Below are 18,592 nucleotides of genomic sequence, written 5' to 3' on the forward strand. Positions count from 1 at the left end.
CACCAGAATGACTACCAATAGTTACTGGTTATTTAAAGCAGGTTTAAACACTTCGCTTCATGTGTTGATCGTTCTACGATGTTCTTTGCAAAGGAAGGATAGCTAGAACGAGCATCAAAAAGTCGGCTCGAAGCGAGATTCTGTCCAAAGACCTCGAACAGTCAGCTCAGTGCCAGAAGCGGACGTAACTAACCTCACGCTACGTTTATTTATAAGGTGCATATCAAGTCAGACTAACAATTTATTCCTTGATGCCGATATCTTTATTTCTTAATCAATATATGAAGGAACATGTATGTACTACGTACGCCCTTTAATGCGCCCACTTTTTTTTCTGTCTTTCTTGCCATTTTCTTTCGTTCAGGCTGCAGATAATCCTGCATTGATAGGTGGTGGCACTAACCCTTTGTCTGTAACCAGAATCCACGATCGTGTGAATTACATGGTGTCGTTAAACTTCAATAACGGAAAAACAGCTCAGCAATGGCGTTCCGTTGATTGTAAACAGGGCAAGGCACAGCTTCTGTACAAGGATTTACTGAATGAGGAAGGGTTTACCATAGCTCGCTTTTACGGCAACAGTTACCTCCGTTATGCGCCTGCACAGGATGATAAGCAGATGACGGCAGAGGATATCCGTAAGGTTTGCCAGCTACCGATAAAAGATGCACGGTGGGAAAGATTATCAGCCTCGTCTACAGTCGGCATTACCGATCTTGTAGATGTTAATAGCATTCAGCGCATTGGCGACATTTTATCGGTACGCATGGGATATGACTTTGCAGATATCATCTGGGAACCGCCTTACGACGCGCCGCTTGAATTAAAGATTGAGCACTACTTATATAACTGTAAAACCCATCAGGATGACGCTGTCGCTGCAATGAACTTCGACAGCGAGGGGCGCGTTACGGACTCACTAATCACTGCTGATATTGTTCGCCGCAAGAGTAGTTTCAAAATTAAAACTCAACTGGCACAACGCTTCGAGCAGCTCTGCCAGTTGCCAGCAGGAAAAACGTTCGTAGCCGAAGGGCTTTTTATACCCGCCGCTAACAAGCTAGTATCAACGTTGATGGGGCCATCAATGCCCGATCTGAGTAATAATAATCCGCAGTGGCTGAATAAATTCCCCCTTTCTGCTGCAATTGAGCGCCAGGCTCAGTCATTGATCAAACCATGGGCGCTTCCGCGCTTTAAACAAGTTCGTTATACCGAAGTAAGTGCGCTCGGTAAGGTCAAAGTACAGTTGGATGCACAACCGGATGGTTATATACGCAAGCTGGAAGATTATGGTATCTGGACGGTGCAACGCTTAACGCTGGCTAATCAGCTACAGCTGAAGTTCACCATGTCCATCAGTAGTAGTTTCTCACTGCTCAATAAACTACAGACGGATCTGCGTTTCCCGTTAGTGACTGGTCAACGATATCAGGTGCAATGGGACAATATTGGTTCCGATAAAAAAGTTACTACTTCAGCGTTACGCTGTGATGTAACGGGAGAAGGGGATGCACATAGCATTGCACCTGAGTTTAGTGGGAAATATCTATTAGTTGAGTGCCATGCAACTAATGAAGAGCAACAGGGTAGCAGTGACAAACTAGGTTGGCTGCAAGATCTCAACGTCTTTGTCCCGATCGCTCAGCAAGTGGGTGATAAACCTGAACGTCTGGTGAAACTGGAAAATGTTAGTGTGATACGTTAATAAGCAAGCAGGCTCCCGGTTTTAGCCGGTGAGCCTTTTATGGCCAGCTCACCGTTGATTAACATACTGCAATGTTAATAATGTACCCTCGGCGGTGAGAACAATTTCGTCCTTCCACCTTTCGCTCAAAGCTGCCCGGGGCTATTTTGCTACTGGCGGCTTTATGCCAAAAGCAAAAGTACATAGGGCTGGTTGAAATACCCTCAGAGTCATCTTGATGCAAAATGGGAATCGAAAATGGTAAATCTTGCCAACACTAAAGGCAACAACACCACAGGTGTACATATGCTTCAGCGCGATAAAAATGGCGGATTCCGTATCCGTACCAGCCCAGATAGTCTAAAGCGCTTCACTTCAGTTGATGTGCGCCCAGAACATCGTGGTAGGTTCAAAGGGAAAAATGAAATTTACGGTTCGGAGCCTTACAACACGATTGAAGAAGGTGCCGCAGCTCTTTGTGTTTTCATCGAAAAGGTTTGCGGCATTACATGTGTTTGGGAACCGAACAAAGAATGCAGTACTCCTACCTGAATTGGGGTAGATCAATTATGTCAACTTTTTGCTCAAAGTGGACTTCTGTGCCTCACCATTAGGTAAAGGATGAAATACCCATAATCCACTAGCTATTAGGATGGTCTTTACTATGGAGTGGCGTTGCTTACAAATAAAACGGGTGCTGCAGGAACAATGACGTTGTTATTGGGAGATAGGAAGGGACAGAGATCCAATAATTAGGCTAATGCAACGGGGATCACGTTTAGGGCGCTAATGTCGGTGCGGTTGTTTTCTGCCACAAATTAAAGTTGCTACTATCATCACTGTAAATGGACGTCATGCGCTCACAGTGAGGCATTTCGTAACGAAAAATAGAGAGCACAACGCTAAAACTATGTCTGAAATCTCCACCAAAACCTTTCCAGCGCGCCACGGAGCTCCGTGGAGCAAAGAAGAGTTTCAGCAACTGATCCTGGCAATAGAGCAGGGCCTCACGTTAAGTGAGCTTGCCGAACGTCATCAGCGTACGTCTGGAGGCATACACGGCGCGATTAAGCGTTTGCTCCCCTCTGAATTTTGCCAGAACAACAATGTTAGTTCAGTGAGTGATCTGGCGCGCTATTTCAACGAAACACGAAGTCAAGAACGGGCATGTCTTATCAAGGCCTTGCGTCCGTCTGCTGCAACAGAAAAAGGCTCGGAAAAAAAACAGGAAACAGGGATACCACAGAGGGTTGGCGAGCAAGCTGTTTCGTCATCGGCAGCGATGCCGGGGGCTAGCGGTAAAACGCCAGACGAAAAGCAAATAACAGATTTCGTCCCAAATACGGAATTTCTGGATTATGTAGCCAGTGAATCCGATGTCATCATGCTGGTCAGTGCTGCTGTGGAGAGTTTATCTAAGGAGCGCGATCGTGATATTCTTCTGATGCGTCTCGGCATGGATGAACATCCCCATACACTCGCTGAGATCGCCATCAAATTGGGCATTTCCCGTGAGAGAGTCAGACAAATTCAGGAACGGGCCTTCAGGCGGCTAGCGGCTAAGTCTCGCTATGAGGGAACCCCTGGCGCCGCTCTTAAAAAGCTCATTATCGCAGTCAGCGATTCCTCGTATGAAATAGCGATATGCGCGCATCGTATCGCTCACCGTGATTTTATGACGTCGCCTGGAATGGCCGCGAAGTTCATTCTCTGCACTGCTGGTTTTTTGAAGGTTAAGAGAGTGGAAATTGTGGGATTCTTCTCTACTCTTTCACGACTACAAAAGGCAAAGTTGCGCGAGCTGGACCGGAGTCGAGCCGCAAAAGAGAGAGTTGAATCTGTGCTCAGCGGTTGGTTAAATAATACAGACTGGCCCTCAGTCATTGCTGCGCCACCACCGGCAGCGCAGCTCGCTTCTCAGCGAGTAGTCAATGATTCGGATATCGCCGGTCATTTTTATTCACAGAAGCTCGAACGCACCGTCCAGTACGAGTCTGGACTTGAGCTAGATATCATGACGCTGTTGGAGCGCAGTGACCAGGTTTCCTTTTATCAGGAACAACCCGTTGCTATCCAGTACAGTTTTAAAGGAAAACTCCGAAAGTACTATCCGGATCTGCTCGTTGCGACCGTTGATGGCCGGTGCCTGCTTGTTGAAGTTAAGCCGACAGACAGCATGACCTTAAGCATCAACTGTGCAAAAGCCAATGCAGGTCGGGCATGGGCGCATGCGCGAGGGTGGGGATGGCTGGTTGTCAGCGATCGACATACGTTACGGCAACTGGAAGAACACGTCATCCCTGCGGCTAAATGGATGCTGATAGAAAACGAACTGAACGCATCTGGGGTTCTAACCTGGCGCGACATGATGGGGTTGCGCACGCGACATGAACTTACACGGTTCGATCTGACGGCGTATATCATTCAGTCCGGTGCAGAGGTAGACAGAACCTACCGCATTACTGCGCGAAATGCCCATGACTCCGGGTTGGCTATACTGGACTGAGTCCGTGAGCTTCCTAAAATGGGTCTATTTATAGAAACATTATCCGTTAAGCTCTGTAAATACCTAGCTTGGTCAGCATGACGTACCGTCCATTGACCGGACATAAAGTGGTGCTACTGGAGCAATAGTGAGGATACAGGGGAGGGGGAGTAGCAACGATGTGATTAATCTTCGCGACTGAGGATACATGGCCGCTTATGCCAATAACAGGCATTGCTAATATACAGATTTATTAATCAATGGGAGCAGGTCAGAAGCGCTGAAACCCTATGCTAGTAGCGTAAAAAGCTTGTCGAATGGCTCAGGGCGTAAAGTGGACGTTACAATCATCATGGCCTGCGAATCAACGGAAGTGGGTCAAAGTTTGCCTTTAACTCCGCTGTAGACGTTGCCCCAGCGCAGCCCAACCTTGCTCAGCAGAAAGTTAAACAACGGAGAATAATCCAGCCGGAGTTGCTGTTTAACGTACGTGGATTCACGCTGCGGCAAAATATTGGTCGTATCTCTTTTTTTTATTTCCTTGCTGGCGATACTCATCGCCCGGGTTGTCCGAATAGTAGCGTGTGGTCGTATTGACTCTGCGATAGAGCTTTTTGGCTTTGTTATCCTGATGACTCGCAATGTTATCCATTCTGAGTGGATGCCAATTTAAGTGTAAGCGGGCGCACCAGAGAAGCGCCCTGTTTGCAGATAGCCCGCAGGCCATCTGCTTCAGCGTGGACCGTCGGGTTCCGATTAATGCTAATTAATCCAGTAGCGGCTTGCGGTTTTCTTTCACTGGCTCTGGCTTGAGTTTTTCAACGGGAATACTGCACATGGTTTCAGCTATTATCCCAAAAAGAGAGTCTTTCGGGAAGGTTTCCCATTGCCCCACATCCAGCTCCGCATGTATAAGATCGCCTTCCGCAAAGGGTTTGGAAAAAAGCGTACGTCCCATAATTGCACGCTGGTTTTTGTCGCAGTTAATCACATCTATTGCCCGGGAACTGGAAACGTAGACGGGTGGGTTTTTTATAATCAGTGTCTGCTTCGCGTAGTTATTGATGAAATAAAACCGGCGCAAGTGGCTGTTACCCTGGTAAGTTGAAATCACCCTGAAATCGACATACGAAGTCACTCTATCATCTGCAAGAATTTTTATTAGACCAGCCGGTGCTTGGGCGGGCACTTGCGGCTGTGGTTTACTGATCCCAGTACAGCCCGCCAGCATAAGTAATGCCAGCCATATCAGCTTTTTCATTTCGCTACCCCGCCGGTTAAATCAGGTCGTAATGTCGCGAGCATATCAGGTGTTACATTTCCCTGAACGGAACAGAGCAATAATGTCCCTTCTTTACCTTTGCTGAGCATTAACAGCTTTTCGGTGCTTTCTTTTGCCGGAGCAATACCTGACACCGCTTGCGCATTTTCTCTCCAGGCACTGTTGGGGTCTACTTTAATCATCGCCTGAGAGAGATAATCATCTCCGGCCTTGTCCCAGGTTAAATGATCAAGCTTGGACATGACCTCTTCAGGCGATTCTTTGAAAATCAGCCCCCAGTAATAGTACTTACCATAATTGATTTCATTGAGGTTGCTGGTTTGCAGAAAATATCCCGATAGCGTCAGATTTAATTCATGTAGAGGTTGGACAAACCAGACGATGCCATTACCGTCAACCGGCGTTTTGAACCAGGCGTGAAATTGCTGGTCAACCGTTAAAGGTGCTACGCGGCTGAGTGTGGTTCGCTGATGATAAATCTCACTGAAAAAGGTTGTGTCGCAACGCGTCAGGCTTTGCGTCAACGTATTGGCATAAACAGGTAACGTAGCCCCTGTCATTCCTAGCATGAGCACAATGGAGCAGATAATTTTATGCATGTAATATCCATATAATAAAAAAGACGCTATTTTTATCGGCACTCTGCAATGATACTTTACGCTTTAGTCTTTAACTCCCTTATCTGGCACGTTAAAAGAGCTGCCCTTGCAGTTATGACCTCCAGCAACCCCTGTTGTGTACCCCCTTGAGCACGGCACATTTTATGTGCTTTTAATATCTTTGCAGTCAATTAGCCATAGCCCTGTTATGGTAAATACGACCGAATAGTCTAGTGGTTATATCCTATAGCAGTAAAATTAACTTCCGTTCCTCGCTCATAGCTGACCGAGAGCAGCACACATTGTTCCGCTCTGTGCCAGAAGCGGATGTTTAAGCATTGCGCTATGTTAATTTACGGGGAGCCGATCAGGTCAGTCGTGTGCTTTCTCTTTCAAGCCGGAGTAAATATGGTTTATCCCTATGGGATCTTAGCAACTCGATACTACGAAACCTGCGAGGCGAACTAATCACCTATGCAATGAAAATGAGGGTGTAAAGGAAATGGATCTTAGTGGGTATAGTTTCGAGCAGAAACTTTCCGATCTTCTTCTGCCAAATAAAGAATTTTACGTTACCGTAAATGCTGCATACTTTAATACTGGTGGTGTGTACGTTCTACGGAGTTTTGACGATGCGGGGCAAGTGCTGACCATACCAAGAGTATTAGGTGATGACCATGATGGGATTTTGTACATCGGCAAGGCTAAACTATTTTGTCATCGCACAGGCGACCTTGCACGTTCTTTTAGCTTTCAATATCGGCAGAGTAAGCACCAGACCGGGCAGCGTTATTGGAGCGACGAACGATACCAGAAACGTTACCCGTATGAGCATCTAAGAATGTTTATGTGGGTTAGTGATTATCCCACCGAACTCGAACAGTCATTCTTTCAGAGCTACCTTACAAAATTTGGTGAGACTCCCCCGCTTAACCGAGTGTAGATGAAGGACGCACTTTATATTAGTGGATAATGTGTATGGGCTCAGATTTGGTATGACACTGTTACTGCACAGAGCAATCCCCTAATCTGAGCAGCAGTGTACTAAAAACGGACCTTGACGCTATAAATTTACCCGCCTGATTTTTTCTTGAGAATTGAACAGTACCCGGGTGCGGTATTTGGCTCCTTTGGCAAATCAACGCCCTCGTGAAAATCGCTGATCAAGTCTTTTCTCCGGATTTCATCGAACAAGAACTGATTTTCTGGCACGCCAGCAGCATACCCAGGCCTGGCAATGACATATCTTGCGTTAAACGCATCACAGGTTAGGATGTAGCACGAAAGATGTCGCTGAGCCATTCCCCTAACCTGCCACTTAGTACCTAAGTTCTGGCCCTTTAGAAATCGCTGGGCATGAGCTCTGGAGAGGAACAAGAAAGCTGTCATGATTTTGTTTTTCGTATCGATGTGTCCGAATGGTGAATATTCCTCAGTATCAAAAATAGTCCAGAAAGGCTGACCTACCGTGTCTTCATCGGGAATAACTACATTTGTCAGTCTTCGAGAAAGAAGATTGCCAATGGAGGGCAGCTCTGAGTAATCCATGAGCGTAACGTTATTTTGTTCAGCAAATTCGCGCGCTCCTTTCTGAAAACTACCTGAGGATACGATAATCCCATGGCTTAGGCAGCATTGGTGTATCTTGGCATGAAAGGCTAATACGCTATCTCGCTCCAGTGGCCGGGAGCGGTTCTTGCACTCTACAGCAACGCGATGACGTATACCTGCCATCTCAAATTCATAATAAACGTCTATCTGATAGCTGCTGCCTTCTCTACCCGAGATCTGCACATTACGGGCTACCATGGTCTTGTTACCTTGAATATCGAGCAGTTGCTGATAGACGCCCTGAACATGCGATTCCAGGTCCTGCCATTTTTCAGGTGGTGGTGAGGTGGGAGACTTACTGAGCAAATCTACTAAGGCTTTCATGGAGGGGCGAGTCATGTTGGTTCCTTAAGAGATTGTTAAGGATTTCAGATATAACCATACATTGCACGCACTGCCAAGGCCAAAGCTTGTCCTTACCGTCCCCTTAAAACCTTGAGTCCAATATGTAACTGGGCGTTCTGTTGGCCAGAATGCCCTGACAAATGGATGTAATGACCTTCTCCCTGTTGATTAATATTTGGCAATACAAGTAATACTCATGGCTATTCATTTGCCAACGTCCGCTTATCGCTCAAAGCTGACCTTCAGCTCAGTTAGCTTGTCCGCTCCGTGCCAGAAGCGGAAGTTCATCGTGATTTGTCATCTGCCTTCAGTTTAATGAGTTATGCATTATGGAATGTTTTCCGCCACTCCCTGGGACTGACACCGAATTTTTCCCGAAACTGCTGCCTAAAAGTTGGTGCGGACTGAAATCCCGATTGTTCAGCTACCTGTTCTATAGAAAGATCCATGTTCTCCAACAGCTCCTGACTGCGGTGCAACCGTGCCGCCGTAATCCACTCAACGACGGACATACCGGTCGCTTTCGTGAAATGTCGCGTCAGTGTCCTGCGACTCATTGAGGCGTATTCAGCCAGAGAATTAATATCGTGCGGCTTCTGAAGGTTTAGTAGCAGGTAATCAAGCACCATATTAATCCTACAGTCGGCAGTCTTTTGAGTTACTGGATGATCAATATACTGCGCCTGACCACCTTCACGGTGGGGAGGTGTGACCATCCTGCGGGCAATGTGATTAGCCGTTAGGCTGCCAAAATGTTGACGAATGATATACAGGCAGCAATCCATCGCTGCAGCTGTTCCGGCAGATGTAGTCAGTCCATCGTCATCAACATAGAGTTCGTTAAGATTCAAATGAACGGACGGAAACAACTTCCGAAAATCTTCCTCATACTCCCAGTGTGTTGCCGCCATATGCCCATCCAGCAAGCCTGCATAAGCCAGCACGAAAGTGCCTAAGCACAACCCCACAATCTGAACTCCCGCTTCGCGCGCTTTTATCAGCGTGTTCAGCAGATACTCGGATGGCCGTTTCCGCACATCTCCCCAGAAGGGCACAATGATGGTATCAACCTGAGTCAGAACGTCCAGACCATGATCGGCCTGTATTGCCGTTCCTTCGTCAGACCAGATGAGACCCGGCTTTTCAGCACATATCAGGCGGGTAAAAAGCCGCTGGTCTGTGACGGTATCGCCAAAAAGGATCAGCGGAACTGATACGTGATAAGTGCTGAAGCCTGGAGTAACAAGTATGGCAACTGAAATCACAGACATCGCGGCTCCTTAGTATCGGTTTGCGTCAGAACGTAACAGATTCACCGTCTGCAGGCGCTGAAACGTAATCCTGAATATGATTAATCTGCGCATATTCCAGGATTTCCTGTCGTGTGACCAGACAGTGGTTAACAGCTTCCATGTGAGTGGCAACAATTTGGGCTTCTGGTAATACAAAGTGCGCCTTCGAAATATCCTCTTTGCCAAATATGATTGCGCCGTAGCCCAGCACATGAGCCCAGCCAGTGTTCATAATCAACACACCCGGCATATATTTTCGCATGTTTTCTTCGACGGCTTTAATCCAGATAGAGTCACCAACAAGATATAAGGTTTTTTCTGATGGATGACGGAACACAACACCACTGGCATCGCCAAGAATTTCTGCCAACTGAGGGTTGGCATAGGCTTCATCGGAACCGTGCTGACATACTGTCTTAATCAGTTGAATATCTTCAAGGCTGCTAGTTTCGGTGAGAACAACCAGATTAGTGAAACCCTGATCACGCAGCAGCACTTTGTCACTCTCATTTTGGACGTAGATCAGCTTATCTTTTGGCACAATATCTGCAGCGGCCTGATCCCAGTGATCCGGGTGGGTGTGAGTGACAATGATTGCATCCACATCAAGCAGTGAGCTTATGTCCAGAGGCAATTCCACCATAGGGTTACGAATTTCTGAGCGAGCCGTTCCCTCAAAACCTTCCCATGCATCTTTGTCAGAAAGCATAGGATCGATAAGGAACTTCTTACCTGCATATTCGAGGATCTGAGTGGCATTACGGACCTGAGTGATTTTCATTATATGTTCTCCAAACGTTGTTTAAACCGGCAGGAGCCATGACAGTCATGACCCGATAACCAATTATAGTGATTATCGGGCAATACGACTGCGTCATAAGGGCCAAGTTTCGCGCATATCGGGTCAAGTTTCCGTTAGATTATGCAAATATGTGTAGCAATCTAAGCACCTCTTTTACGTCCGCTCTTCGCTCATAGCTGACAGCGAGCAGCGCTTCGGGCCGTTCAGAGCCAGAAGCATAAGTTGGCGCTATCGTCATCCGGTCGAGGTGAGTGATGCGCAAAGAGCAGCATTGTAAGATTCATTGATTTGGTTAGTGAAACAATGGCGGGTAATCTATCCACCATAAATGTGCCTAGTCACTGAAAGATTTTGACTGTCCTTGCCAACCTGTAGTACGCAGAAATTGCTCCCAAGTCAAAGTCTGGGGATTAATTTTCCGGCTCCATAACAAGTCACGATTTTTATGGTAATAACCATATTCAAATGCGTATTCAGCCATGCCCACAATTTCTGCCGTTAAGCCATCCATGCCTGAGTATGACGGGAAATGGTGCAATAATTCCTTGAGGGTGATGGCTGGACGGTACTGCGCTTTTATCCCCGTCACTCGAGTGAATGTTTCGACCATTTCTCGAGGCGAAAGAAATTCGCCAATAATCGGCAACGAACAACCTGCGTATTTATCTTGATTATCAAAAAGTTCCAGCACCGCCGGGCCGGTTGCCGTCAGCGGGTCAACAAAAGGCGCACAAAAATCTTCGGGTAAATAGAGAGGAAAAATTAATGTGTCACCTTCCTGATACGGCGGATAGTACTCCATTAAATTCGTATAAAAGAACCCCATATAAACAAACGAACTCTTGATTGGCAGCGTGCGAATATATTCCTCAACTTGTGCTTTATCCGTGAAATGTGGCACCCATTTTTTGCCTTCAGTAATTTTATCAACATTCTCAAGGCTGGTAAAAACCAGATGCTGCACACCCGCTTCCACCGCCGCATCGGCAATCTCCTGTCCTAATTCTCTTTCGTGCGTTAGAGCGAGTGGCGCGTCTGGCATGATACCTGGAGTCATCATAAATACCCCGTTAGCGCCTTTGAAAGCCTCAATGAACTCCGCTTTGTGGCCGAGTGAAAGGGGGACCTGAATCAGTTCGGCGCCCAAATCTTTCAGTTCTTTCGCTTCCGGTGAGCTGATACGACGAGTTAATCCGCGAACACGATAACGATGGCTTTCCAGCAATGAGCGTACAACGCTGCGCCCCTGTTTGCTGAGTGCGCCGACCACGGTGATGAGAGGTTTGGTATTCACTTGCATAATTTTACTCCTGACCTTTTTGATATTGAGCTTGAATTATCAGAAGCGGTGAGGGATAAGTAAAATCGATTGTTTTATATTTAGGAATCCACCCAATGGATACCACAAAGCTTGATCTAAACCTATTACTTACACTTGAAGCATTGCTTGCTGAACAGAATGTGACAAAAGCGGCAGTGCGATTGCATCTTAGCCAGCCTGCTGTCAGCGCCCAGCTAAATCGCCTGCGAGAAATGTTTGATGACCCATTATTGCTTCCTGCAAGGCGAGGAATGACGCCAACAGATAAAGCCCTTGAGCTGTTGATTCCGCTGCGCGAATCACTGGAGAAACTACGCCACACGCTGTATTCACATCAGAATTTTTATCCTGAACGGGCCAACCTGACAGTGACTATTGCCTGCACTGACTACATCCAGGCTGCCGTAATCATGCCGCTGGTGCTTGTTCTGCGAAAAAAAGCGCCGGGAGTGCGTATCGCTGTCCGGCATCTCGATATGGCACAGTTAGACCAGCAGTTAGCTCGCAGCGAGGTGGATCTTGTCTTTGCTTCTCATGATTCCTTTCACACGCAGTTACGAACCCGCTACCTGTTTGATGAGAGTTATGTACTGATTGGACGACACGACCACCCAGCACTTAAAACTAATCTGTCACTGGAAGAATTTGTGAAACTGGAGCACGTCATCGTCTCACCCTCTGGGGGCAGTTTTACTACGCCGATTGACGACGCACTTAAAGCATTCGGGCATAAGCGTAACGTGGTGATGTCGGCAGCTTCATTTTTATTTCTTCCTGAAATTGTTAATAAAAGTGACCTTGTTGCGCTTATTCCCCGGCGTTTATTGCAAGTACACTCGGGACCACTCACTGTCACAGAACTACCCTGGCTTGCCGAACAATTTGATATTTGTCTGATCTGGCACGAACGCAGTCACAGTCACGCGGGGCATCGCTGGGTGAGAGAGTTGATTATTGAAATGAATGGCTGAGAAACGTCCGTTTTTCGCTCTTAGAGGACTTGGTGTCCCTTCGTTCTGGCTGCTACGTGCCAGAAGCGGACATGGAAAATGTACAATTCTGATCCACAGGCGATTATCCTGTCTTACACAACGAATCTGTAATGTGTGCAATTCTGAGGATTTTGAGATGATTACTTTTCATCAACGTCTTACTGCTACCAGTCTGCGTGGCAAGCTCATTTCTATGGGTGACTATGCTGGCAAGGTGGTTCTGGTGGTTAACACTGCCAGCCATTGTCGCTTTACGCCCCAATACGCGGGCCTTGAAGCGCTTTACAGGAAGTACGCCGCACAGGGTCTGGTGGTGCTTGGTTTCCCCTGCAACCAGTTCGGTAAGCAGGAACCCGGCGGTGTCGATGAAATAGCGCAGACCTGTCACATCAACTACGGTGTGAGCTTCCCGATGTTCGAGAAAGTGAAAGTCAACGGCTCCGCAACGCACCCGGTATTTCGTTACCTGAAAGATGAGTTGCCCGGTTTACCGGGCGGGTGGATCAAATGGAACTTTACGAAGTTCCTGATTGGACGTGACGGTAAACCGCTCAGGCGTTTTGCACCGATCACCACCCCGGAGAAGATGGAAGCTGCAATCCTTGCTGCACTTGAACTCTGAGGGCAGCTGCGTGCCAAGAGCGGAAGCTGGAGTGCCAGAGGCCCTCTAAAAATTGATGGTTCGTTTGCAGGGATACTTACAGCCGTACTGGCTCAAGTCGGCTCTCGACCAAGCTATACCGGGGCGGTTAAGCTCAGAATCTGGATGAAATAAAGGATCCAGATGCGGATCCAATACCATTTTGACTTCCTATGTAGCAGGTGAAATGGTCAGTTCCAGTATTCATATTTCGCCGTCATTACGGCGTTATGTTTGTCCACGTACTGTTTACCTGTCCGATCAGTTGGGGTGATTGTGATATCCATATTGGCGCGTGTGCATTCTCCATGTGAGTTCCACTCCTCGCAGGTGGTCAGATTTTTTTCGATGGTGAAATACGTCTTGGTCTTGCTCAGGGTCAACTCACGGCCCTCGTTATCATAGCCATACTCTTCTATGGTTGAGGGTGATTGGGTTTTGATCAGGCGATGATTGCCATCATAACTATATACAATCGTATTATTATCTATCGCCATACTTCCTTTGCTTGCCGCGCTTGCCAGTAATCCTGATGAATTGAAATCGTAGTCGATTGTGCCTACTACGGTTTTATCTTTATCTTCCGGTTTTGTGGCCTCGATAACCAAACGATTAACTGCACGGCTGATAATTCCTTTATCGTTAAGCAGGTAAATTCCCTCAAGAGTCTGCCGATATGCCTGCGTGGTTTTCTGACTGTTTTTATCGGCTATGACCCCGTTTGAGTCCACCTGGATGCGCCAGCCAAATTCCGTTTTATTCAACTGAATTTCAGAGGTTGCAGTGAAAACTGCTTTCTGGCCTGTTGAGGTTTTGACCTCTTTCATACGGCCGCCAATTAACTCACCGCATTGACTGAAGTTGCTTTGAACCGATGTGCGAAGATACCCATCAGGACTATCAATAGTGATTGATACAGATTTGGGAATTTCAGTTCTTGTCGGCTGGCTCAGAAGGATGAAGTTGTTCAGTTTGTTTTTAGCGAAGATTTCCGCAGTGCATTGTGCTGCATAAGTCTGAAATGTGCAGAGGGATAAGAGAGTAATTAACAGTTTTTTATTATTGAATGACATTATTTGTTGTCCTCATGAACCGATCAGTTATCCAGATTTGGTTAAGTTGGCGAAGTTTTGTTTCATTGGCTGCTTGTCTGGTTTGACTCACTTGTCAATCAGTGGCTTCACTGTAATCTGGCTGCATGCTTTGTACAATAAGGTCCGCTTTTCGCTCACAGCTGCCCGTCAACGCCTGTCTGCTTAAAAACGAGTTTAACGTAGGTGTTTTCCGTTTTCTAAAGGATCCCTTAAACTAAACCGCGCAGGTCAAAACATACTAAGGAAGTAAGATGCTTTTGCCAGATTTGAGTTTTATAAAAACCGTATATCAATCGTCATTTCAAGAATGACTCCCCCCCTGTTTATTTCTCTGGATGGGCCCAAAGGGGTCGGCAAAACCACACTGTTGGAGGCCATTACGAAAGAACTAAGGGCTGACAACAAGAAGGTTATCCGACTTTGCGAGAAAAAAAGCGATCCCTATAGAAGGGAAACAATGGCCCTCGTTAACAGGCTCGCCAGAAATCCCTCGCTGGATTTGGAACGGCAGGTTTGTGAGCGCTTTGCTGATAGCCGTGCCTGGATTTCCCGGCATGTGCTGACTAAACAGCCCCCGGGAAGCATTATCTTGATGGATCGCTGGTACCCGTCGGATGCCGCGTTTCGCCGGATGGTGCCATTTGCAGATATTTTACAGCTTAACATTGAACGAAACGTGCGAGTGCCAGACCTGCATGTCGGGGTTGTTACTGCGCCTGATATCTCATGGGCGAGGGCCTCGGCCCGAACGCGTGGGCTGAGTAGTACGGTGATTCATAAGCTGGATGATCATGTCGCTTGTACCCAAGCGTTCGAGCGAGAAATTGCAGGTCAGGGCTGGTTTTTATGCCGTAATGAAGGAACGATCGAAGAAGCAACGATGCTGGTGATATCTGAGATCTACAAAGTGCTTGGATGCTCCACCGGCATCGGTTTTGCGGGCAGAACTTCTGCCGCATGCCGCCAGTAATTACGATAACCTATTCTGTCACCCTCCACCTCAGCGGGAGCCTCCGTTTTGGGGGGGCATATTTGTGCAAACAATCGAGAACTTCTGTTTTTCACCCAAAGCTAACATCAGATCAACAGAAAGCAAAAATCCCGCTTAAGTTTCCTTAAGCGGGATTTTCTAATTTGGCTCCTCTGACTGGACTCGAACCAGTGACATACGGATTAACAGTCCGCCGTTCTACCGACTGAACTACAGAGGAATCGTGTGAACGGGGCGCATGATATCTAGCATGCCTGATACTGTCAACGCTAAATTGGAGGATTTAGACTGACTGCTCAGCATATGAACAAATACTTCATATCTTTCAAATTGCAACGATATGGGTAACCTACAAACCTGCTCTAGGCGTGACCAAATCACTTAAATGATTAAACTTAGTTAGGCTCTCTTTTACGATCTTTGCAATCTGCTGGGTTATAGCTGGCTATTTTCCCCAGCGTTTTAGTCTGGCGAGTGGGTCTTGGCGATAGAAAGCACAGAAATGCCGATAAACAGCAGGAAAGCGATTTTCTAACAGTTCCGGTGCACTGAAAAAATACTCAGACAGTACCGCAAAACATTCTGCGGGGTCGCTGGCAGCATAAGCATCCATACTGGCAGCTTCGATACCCACCATATCTATCTCATCTTGAATATTGTCCATCGCCTGATGCAGGTCATATTCCCAGGCTGCAACATCACGCATAGCAATCGGCGGTACCCCATTAGAATGACCGCCATTACGCATATCAAGCTTATGAGCGGCTTCGTGGATGACAAGATTAAAGCCGGATAAATCGAATGAATCTTGAATATCTTGCCAATTCAACACAATCGGCCCCTGTTCCCAACTCTGGCCGGACTGCACGGTTTGACCTGAATGAATTAGGCCAGCATCATCTTGCCAGTCATCATCAACCACAAAAGGGGACGGATAAATAAGCACTTCATGAAAACCATCTAGCCATTTAGCGCCCAATTCCATGACTGGCAGCGCAAATAACAGCATCAAGCGAGCCTGCATTAATGGGGTCAATACCAAGCCTTGCAGCGGAACCAAGCGTTTTTGTTGCAGCAAATGACTTGCAATAGCGACCAGTCGCTGCTGTTCCTGCTCATTTAAAGGTGCCAGCAGGGGAATATTCAGCGCTTCACGCCACTGTGCAAGCATCTCCGCTTGCGGTTGGTTTGCTTTCCACAGCCACTTAATCATCAGGTTGCTCACAAAGTGATAATTCGAACGTCTAAAGCAGGGAAGTGTTGTTGTAAACATGCCGTAAAAAGGGGCATGAACGCAACCGTTTCATGGGGAGATACCCAAGCGGTTGAAAGGGGTGTCTCGAAAATCGTTGAAAAGAAAACCTTTCAGGGGGAAGAAATCCCTTTCGCTCTTTCATTATTCAAGCACTTATAGAAAAAAAATTCAGCGATCCTTATCACACTAAACCTGTTAATCGGGCTGATAAATAATACGCTGGCTCGGCACAGGCTTTTCAGATATTAGGTATATATTTAATCATAAGGGCAGGTTAGGGATTTCTTATTACTTACCTCATATACGGAAAAATATCATCTGGGGATTAATCTGCACTTTCTAACCCATTTTTTATTCCTTGATACGGAGTTGAACGATATGGCTGAGTATCGGTTTTCCACTATCTGGCGAATCAAAGCGCCATTACAGACCGTATGGGATACTCTTTCTCATCCTGATCTGTGGCCAGGTTGGTGGAAAAGCCTAGAGCAGGTCGTGGAGATAGAAAAAGGGGATGCTCTCGGTATTGGTGCTTTGCATCGCTATACTTGGAAAGGTGCACTCCCATATCGAATAACGTTCAATATTCATGTGGTTACCATTAAACCCTTATACTTGCTTGAGGGCGTGGCTAGCGGTGAAGTTGAAGGGATTGGGCTGTGGTCATTATTCTATGATGGTGCGAATACTGTCGTCCGTTACGACTGGCAGATTCGTACGAATACGTGGTGGATGAACTATTTGTCACCCATTGCAGCACCCTTATTTCGTTGGAATCACCATAGTGTAATGTGCGAAGGTGCTAAAGGATTAGCTCGTAAATTAGGCACTAAAGTTGATATTAGTTGATGTTGACCCATTAACTTTCGGGTAATACCGCGAATAATCGATAGAAATAGAGTTCCACACTGAAACCATTTTCAACTACAAAAATAAATAGCATTATTTTAAAGAGAAAAAATATAAATTTTATAGATGGAGATATTTCGACCAACACAGAAAAACATGGTTTATTTATATATTATTATTTAAGTTTATCTTGTCGTTTTATATGAGAAATAAGCACTCTAATTTTTTTAAAAAAATATCAATTGTTTGATTTTATTGATGTTTAACTATTTTTTCGAATTTTTTTTTGCGATTTATTTGTGGGTTAAAGAAAAAAATACAAGTATTTTCTCTCGAAAAATAAATGAAATACAGCATGTTAAATAATTTTACGTAGGATAATTCCTACAACAAGTCGGCCTGTAGTCTGATATACAAGGAATGTCTCAAAACGTTTAATGGCGGCATAAATTTTGTGTTCACGCTTTGATCTGAATCAATCAGATAAAAGTGAATTCAATTCCCAGGCACTAAGCCTATTAAAGTGTGGGTATCGCGACGCGATAAACGTTATATATCAGGATTATTTAAATGAAAAAGCAACTGGCTAAAATGACTGTACTGTCTTCTTTAATTTTTGGTATTAATGCTGCCAATGCAGAGGCGCCAACTGCAGAATTAAAAGTTGTCGGTACTTTGACGGTGCCAAGCTGCACCATTGTTGCCCCAGATGAGGGGGTTTATGATTTTGGTCATCTGTCTTCATCATTAGTGAAATCAGGTGTTGCGACAACGGCTCTGACACCCATCACTAAAACCTGGACGGTAAACTGTGATGCCGAGACTTACCTAAATTTCACGCCAGTTGATAACCGCACTGCTTCAGCAAGTGTTGTAGCAACAACTAACTTCGGTATGGGTAATGTGAATGGTAGTGGCAAGCTCGGTTACTACACTGCACAAATGAAGAACGGCACGGTTGATGGCAAAACATCTAATGTGTTCTCTTCTGCGACCACGACTTTCGCCGCTGCTAGCGCTGCTAATTTGACCACGGGTCTGCGAACTGGTTGGTCATCTGCGGCTAACACCCAGAGCACGGGTAAAGTGTTCACTGCTGACATCACTGTTAGCCCGACCTTGGCAGGTACGACTACCATGGGTGGCCCGATCACTGAAGATGCAGAGATCGACGGCTCAATGACGATGAACTTCGCATTCGGTATCTAACTTCCGCAGACGCTACTTCATAAAATAAGGGCAGAATTTTATCTCTGCTCTTATTTTAGTTTTTTTACTAATCAAGAAAATTCCGATAAATCAATCTGATATATCTAATTTCCCCTTTGTTTTTCCTGTTGGTCTCTT

The 18,592-nt window shown here is 46.1% G+C and carries 18 protein-coding genes and 1 tRNA gene; 9 read left to right on the forward strand and 10 right to left on the reverse strand.

Annotated elements, in window-relative coordinates; genetic code table 11:
• Nucleotides 1–295 precede the first annotated feature (295 nt).
• From DJ58_RS01140 to DJ58_RS01130, 3 genes are all read left to right on the forward strand, one after another.
• Nucleotides 296–1,708, forward strand: coding sequence for a hypothetical protein (locus tag DJ58_RS01140; RefSeq protein WP_032911445.1), 1,413 nt, complete (start codon nt 296–298; stop codon nt 1,706–1,708).
• Nucleotides 1,709–1,945: 237 nt separating this feature from the next.
• Nucleotides 1,946–2,239 (forward strand): hypothetical protein, encoded by a 294-nt coding sequence (locus DJ58_RS01135; protein WP_032911447.1) that lies wholly within the window; start codon nt 1,946–1,948, stop codon nt 2,237–2,239.
• 358 nt (nt 2,240–2,597) lie between these two features.
• On the forward strand, nt 2,598–4,193 hold the full coding sequence (locus DJ58_RS01130) for a sigma factor-like helix-turn-helix DNA-binding protein (protein ID WP_004710392.1): 1,596 nt from the start codon (nt 2,598–2,600) through the stop codon (nt 4,191–4,193).
• Between the two features lie 357 nt (nt 4,194–4,550).
• On the opposite strand, the gene DJ58_RS22260 is transcribed toward DJ58_RS01130, so the two are convergent.
• From DJ58_RS22260 to DJ58_RS01120, 3 genes are all read right to left on the reverse strand, one after another.
• Nucleotides 4,551–4,730: a hypothetical protein gene (locus DJ58_RS22260; RefSeq protein ID WP_004710396.1), complete on the reverse strand. Its 180-nt coding sequence runs from the start codon at nt 4,728–4,730 to the stop codon at nt 4,551–4,553.
• A 208-nt stretch (nt 4,731–4,938) separates the two neighbouring features.
• Nucleotides 4,939–5,433, reverse strand: a complete 495-nt coding sequence (locus DJ58_RS01125) for a surface-adhesin E family protein (RefSeq protein WP_226977633.1) — start codon at nt 5,431–5,433, stop codon at nt 4,939–4,941.
• Nucleotides 5,430–6,053 carry a hypothetical protein gene (locus tag DJ58_RS01120; RefSeq protein ID WP_004710401.1) on the reverse strand — a complete coding sequence of 208 codons (624 nt, stop codon included), beginning with the start codon at nt 6,051–6,053 and terminating at the stop codon, nt 5,430–5,432. The genes DJ58_RS01125 and DJ58_RS01120 overlap by 4 nt, the downstream gene beginning before the upstream one ends.
• 502 nt (nt 6,054–6,555) lie before the next feature.
• Between DJ58_RS01120 and DJ58_RS01115 the strand changes: the two genes are divergently transcribed.
• Nucleotides 6,556–6,996: a hypothetical protein gene (locus tag DJ58_RS01115; RefSeq protein ID WP_032913286.1), complete on the forward strand. Its 441-nt coding sequence runs from the start codon at nt 6,556–6,558 to the stop codon at nt 6,994–6,996.
• 128 nt (nt 6,997–7,124) lie between these two features.
• Here the strand turns inward: DJ58_RS01115 and DJ58_RS22265 are convergent, their stop codons facing one another.
• From DJ58_RS22265 to DJ58_RS01100, 4 genes are all read right to left on the reverse strand, one after another.
• Nucleotides 7,125–8,003 (reverse strand): restriction endonuclease, encoded by an 879-nt coding sequence (locus DJ58_RS22265; RefSeq protein WP_004708037.1) that lies wholly within the window; start codon nt 8,001–8,003, stop codon nt 7,125–7,127.
• Between the two features lie 326 nt (nt 8,004–8,329).
• Entirely contained in the window at nt 8,330–9,280 is a 951-nt protein-coding gene (locus DJ58_RS01110) for a GlxA family transcriptional regulator (protein ID WP_004708039.1), read from the reverse strand.
• 25 nt (nt 9,281–9,305) lie between these two features.
• Nucleotides 9,306–10,082, reverse strand: a complete 777-nt coding sequence (locus tag DJ58_RS01105) for an MBL fold metallo-hydrolase (protein WP_004708041.1) — start codon at nt 10,080–10,082, stop codon at nt 9,306–9,308.
• A gap of 355 nt (nt 10,083–10,437) precedes the next feature.
• Nucleotides 10,438–11,403 (reverse strand): NmrA/HSCARG family protein, encoded by a 966-nt coding sequence (locus DJ58_RS01100; RefSeq protein WP_004708043.1) that lies wholly within the window; start codon nt 11,401–11,403, stop codon nt 10,438–10,440.
• Nucleotides 11,404–11,498: 95 nt separating this feature from the next.
• On the opposite strand from DJ58_RS01100, the gene DJ58_RS01095 reads away from it, so the two are divergent.
• Together DJ58_RS01095 and DJ58_RS01090 are read left to right on the forward strand one after the other, a co-directional pair.
• The gene (locus DJ58_RS01095) at nt 11,499–12,395 is read left to right on the forward strand and encodes a LysR family transcriptional regulator (protein WP_004708044.1); all 897 of its coding nucleotides are present in this window, start codon (nt 11,499–11,501) and stop codon (nt 12,393–12,395) included.
• Between the two features lie 157 nt (nt 12,396–12,552).
• On the forward strand, nt 12,553–13,038 hold the full coding sequence (locus DJ58_RS01090; protein WP_004708045.1) for a glutathione peroxidase: 486 nt from the start codon (nt 12,553–12,555) through the stop codon (nt 13,036–13,038).
• 209 nt (nt 13,039–13,247) lie between these two features.
• Here DJ58_RS01090 and DJ58_RS01085 read toward each other — a convergent pair whose 3' ends face one another.
• Nucleotides 13,248–14,129, reverse strand: a complete 882-nt coding sequence (locus DJ58_RS01085) for a hypothetical protein (RefSeq protein ID WP_004708046.1) — start codon at nt 14,127–14,129, stop codon at nt 13,248–13,250.
• Between the two features lie 307 nt (nt 14,130–14,436).
• Here DJ58_RS01085 and DJ58_RS0122060 point away from each other — a divergent pair, with 307 nt between their 5' ends.
• Nucleotides 14,437–15,120 (forward strand): dTMP kinase, encoded by a 684-nt coding sequence (locus DJ58_RS0122060; protein WP_115155790.1) that lies wholly within the window; start codon nt 14,437–14,439, stop codon nt 15,118–15,120.
• 165 nt (nt 15,121–15,285) lie between these two features.
• Here DJ58_RS0122060 and DJ58_RS01080 read toward each other — a convergent pair.
• A tRNA-Asn gene (locus DJ58_RS01080) sits at nt 15,286–15,361 on the reverse strand.
• A gap of 225 nt (nt 15,362–15,586) precedes the next feature.
• Nucleotides 15,587–16,354 carry a DgsA anti-repressor MtfA gene (mtfA, locus tag DJ58_RS01075; RefSeq protein WP_032910758.1) on the reverse strand — a complete coding sequence of 256 codons (768 nt, stop codon included), beginning with the start codon at nt 16,352–16,354 and terminating at the stop codon, nt 15,587–15,589.
• A 420-nt stretch (nt 16,355–16,774) separates the two neighbouring features.
• Here mtfA and DJ58_RS01070 point away from each other — a divergent pair, with 420 nt between their 5' ends.
• Together DJ58_RS01070 and DJ58_RS01065 are read left to right on the forward strand one after the other, a co-directional pair.
• Nucleotides 16,775–17,245 (forward strand): SRPBCC family protein, encoded by a 471-nt coding sequence (locus DJ58_RS01070; RefSeq protein WP_004708051.1) that lies wholly within the window; start codon nt 16,775–16,777, stop codon nt 17,243–17,245.
• Between the two features lie 570 nt (nt 17,246–17,815).
• Nucleotides 17,816–18,454 carry a DUF1120 domain-containing protein gene (locus DJ58_RS01065; RefSeq protein ID WP_004708056.1) on the forward strand — a complete coding sequence of 213 codons (639 nt, stop codon included), beginning with the start codon at nt 17,816–17,818 and terminating at the stop codon, nt 18,452–18,454.
• The last annotated feature ends 138 nt before the right edge of the window (nt 18,455–18,592 follow it).

Origin of the sequence: Yersinia frederiksenii ATCC 33641, from assembly GCF_000754805.1 — a bacterium.
Classification (GTDB): domain Bacteria; phylum Pseudomonadota; class Gammaproteobacteria; order Enterobacterales; family Enterobacteriaceae; genus Yersinia; species Yersinia frederiksenii.

Excerpts from the sequence above, each read along its gene's own strand:
- DJ58_RS01140 (WP_032911445.1), top strand. The coding sequence starts at position 296 with ATGTACTACGTACGCCCTTTAATGCGCCCACTTTTTTTTCTGTCTTTC.
- DJ58_RS01135 (WP_032911447.1), top strand. The coding sequence starts at position 1,946 with ATGGTAAATCTTGCCAACACTAAAGGCAACAACACCACAGGTGTACAT.
- DJ58_RS01130 (WP_004710392.1), top strand. The coding sequence starts at position 2,598 with ATGTCTGAAATCTCCACCAAAACCTTTCCAGCGCGCCACGGAGCTCCG.
- DJ58_RS22260 (WP_004710396.1), bottom strand. The coding sequence starts at position 4,730 with ATGAGTATCGCCAGCAAGGAAATAAAAAAAAGAGATACGACCAATATT.
- DJ58_RS01125 (WP_226977633.1), bottom strand. The coding sequence starts at position 5,433 with ATGAAAAAGCTGATATGGCTGGCATTACTTATGCTGGCGGGCTGTACT.
- DJ58_RS01120 (WP_004710401.1), bottom strand. The coding sequence starts at position 6,053 with ATGCATAAAATTATCTGCTCCATTGTGCTCATGCTAGGAATGACAGGG.
- DJ58_RS01115 (WP_032913286.1), top strand. The coding sequence starts at position 6,556 with ATGGATCTTAGTGGGTATAGTTTCGAGCAGAAACTTTCCGATCTTCTT.
- DJ58_RS22265 (WP_004708037.1), bottom strand. The coding sequence starts at position 8,003 with ATGACTCGCCCCTCCATGAAAGCCTTAGTAGATTTGCTCAGTAAGTCT.
- DJ58_RS01110 (WP_004708039.1), bottom strand. The coding sequence starts at position 9,280 with ATGTCTGTGATTTCAGTTGCCATACTTGTTACTCCAGGCTTCAGCACT.
- DJ58_RS01105 (WP_004708041.1), bottom strand. The coding sequence starts at position 10,082 with ATGAAAATCACTCAGGTCCGTAATGCCACTCAGATCCTCGAATATGCA.
- DJ58_RS01100 (WP_004708043.1), bottom strand. The coding sequence starts at position 11,403 with ATGCAAGTGAATACCAAACCTCTCATCACCGTGGTCGGCGCACTCAGC.
- DJ58_RS01095 (WP_004708044.1), top strand. The coding sequence starts at position 11,499 with ATGGATACCACAAAGCTTGATCTAAACCTATTACTTACACTTGAAGCA.
- DJ58_RS01090 (WP_004708045.1), top strand. The coding sequence starts at position 12,553 with ATGATTACTTTTCATCAACGTCTTACTGCTACCAGTCTGCGTGGCAAG.
- DJ58_RS01085 (WP_004708046.1), bottom strand. The coding sequence starts at position 14,129 with ATGTCATTCAATAATAAAAAACTGTTAATTACTCTCTTATCCCTCTGC.
- mtfA (WP_032910758.1), bottom strand. The coding sequence starts at position 16,354 with ATGATTAAGTGGCTGTGGAAAGCAAACCAACCGCAAGCGGAGATGCTT.
- DJ58_RS01070 (WP_004708051.1), top strand. The coding sequence starts at position 16,775 with ATGGCTGAGTATCGGTTTTCCACTATCTGGCGAATCAAAGCGCCATTA.
- DJ58_RS01065 (WP_004708056.1), top strand. The coding sequence starts at position 17,816 with ATGAAAAAGCAACTGGCTAAAATGACTGTACTGTCTTCTTTAATTTTT.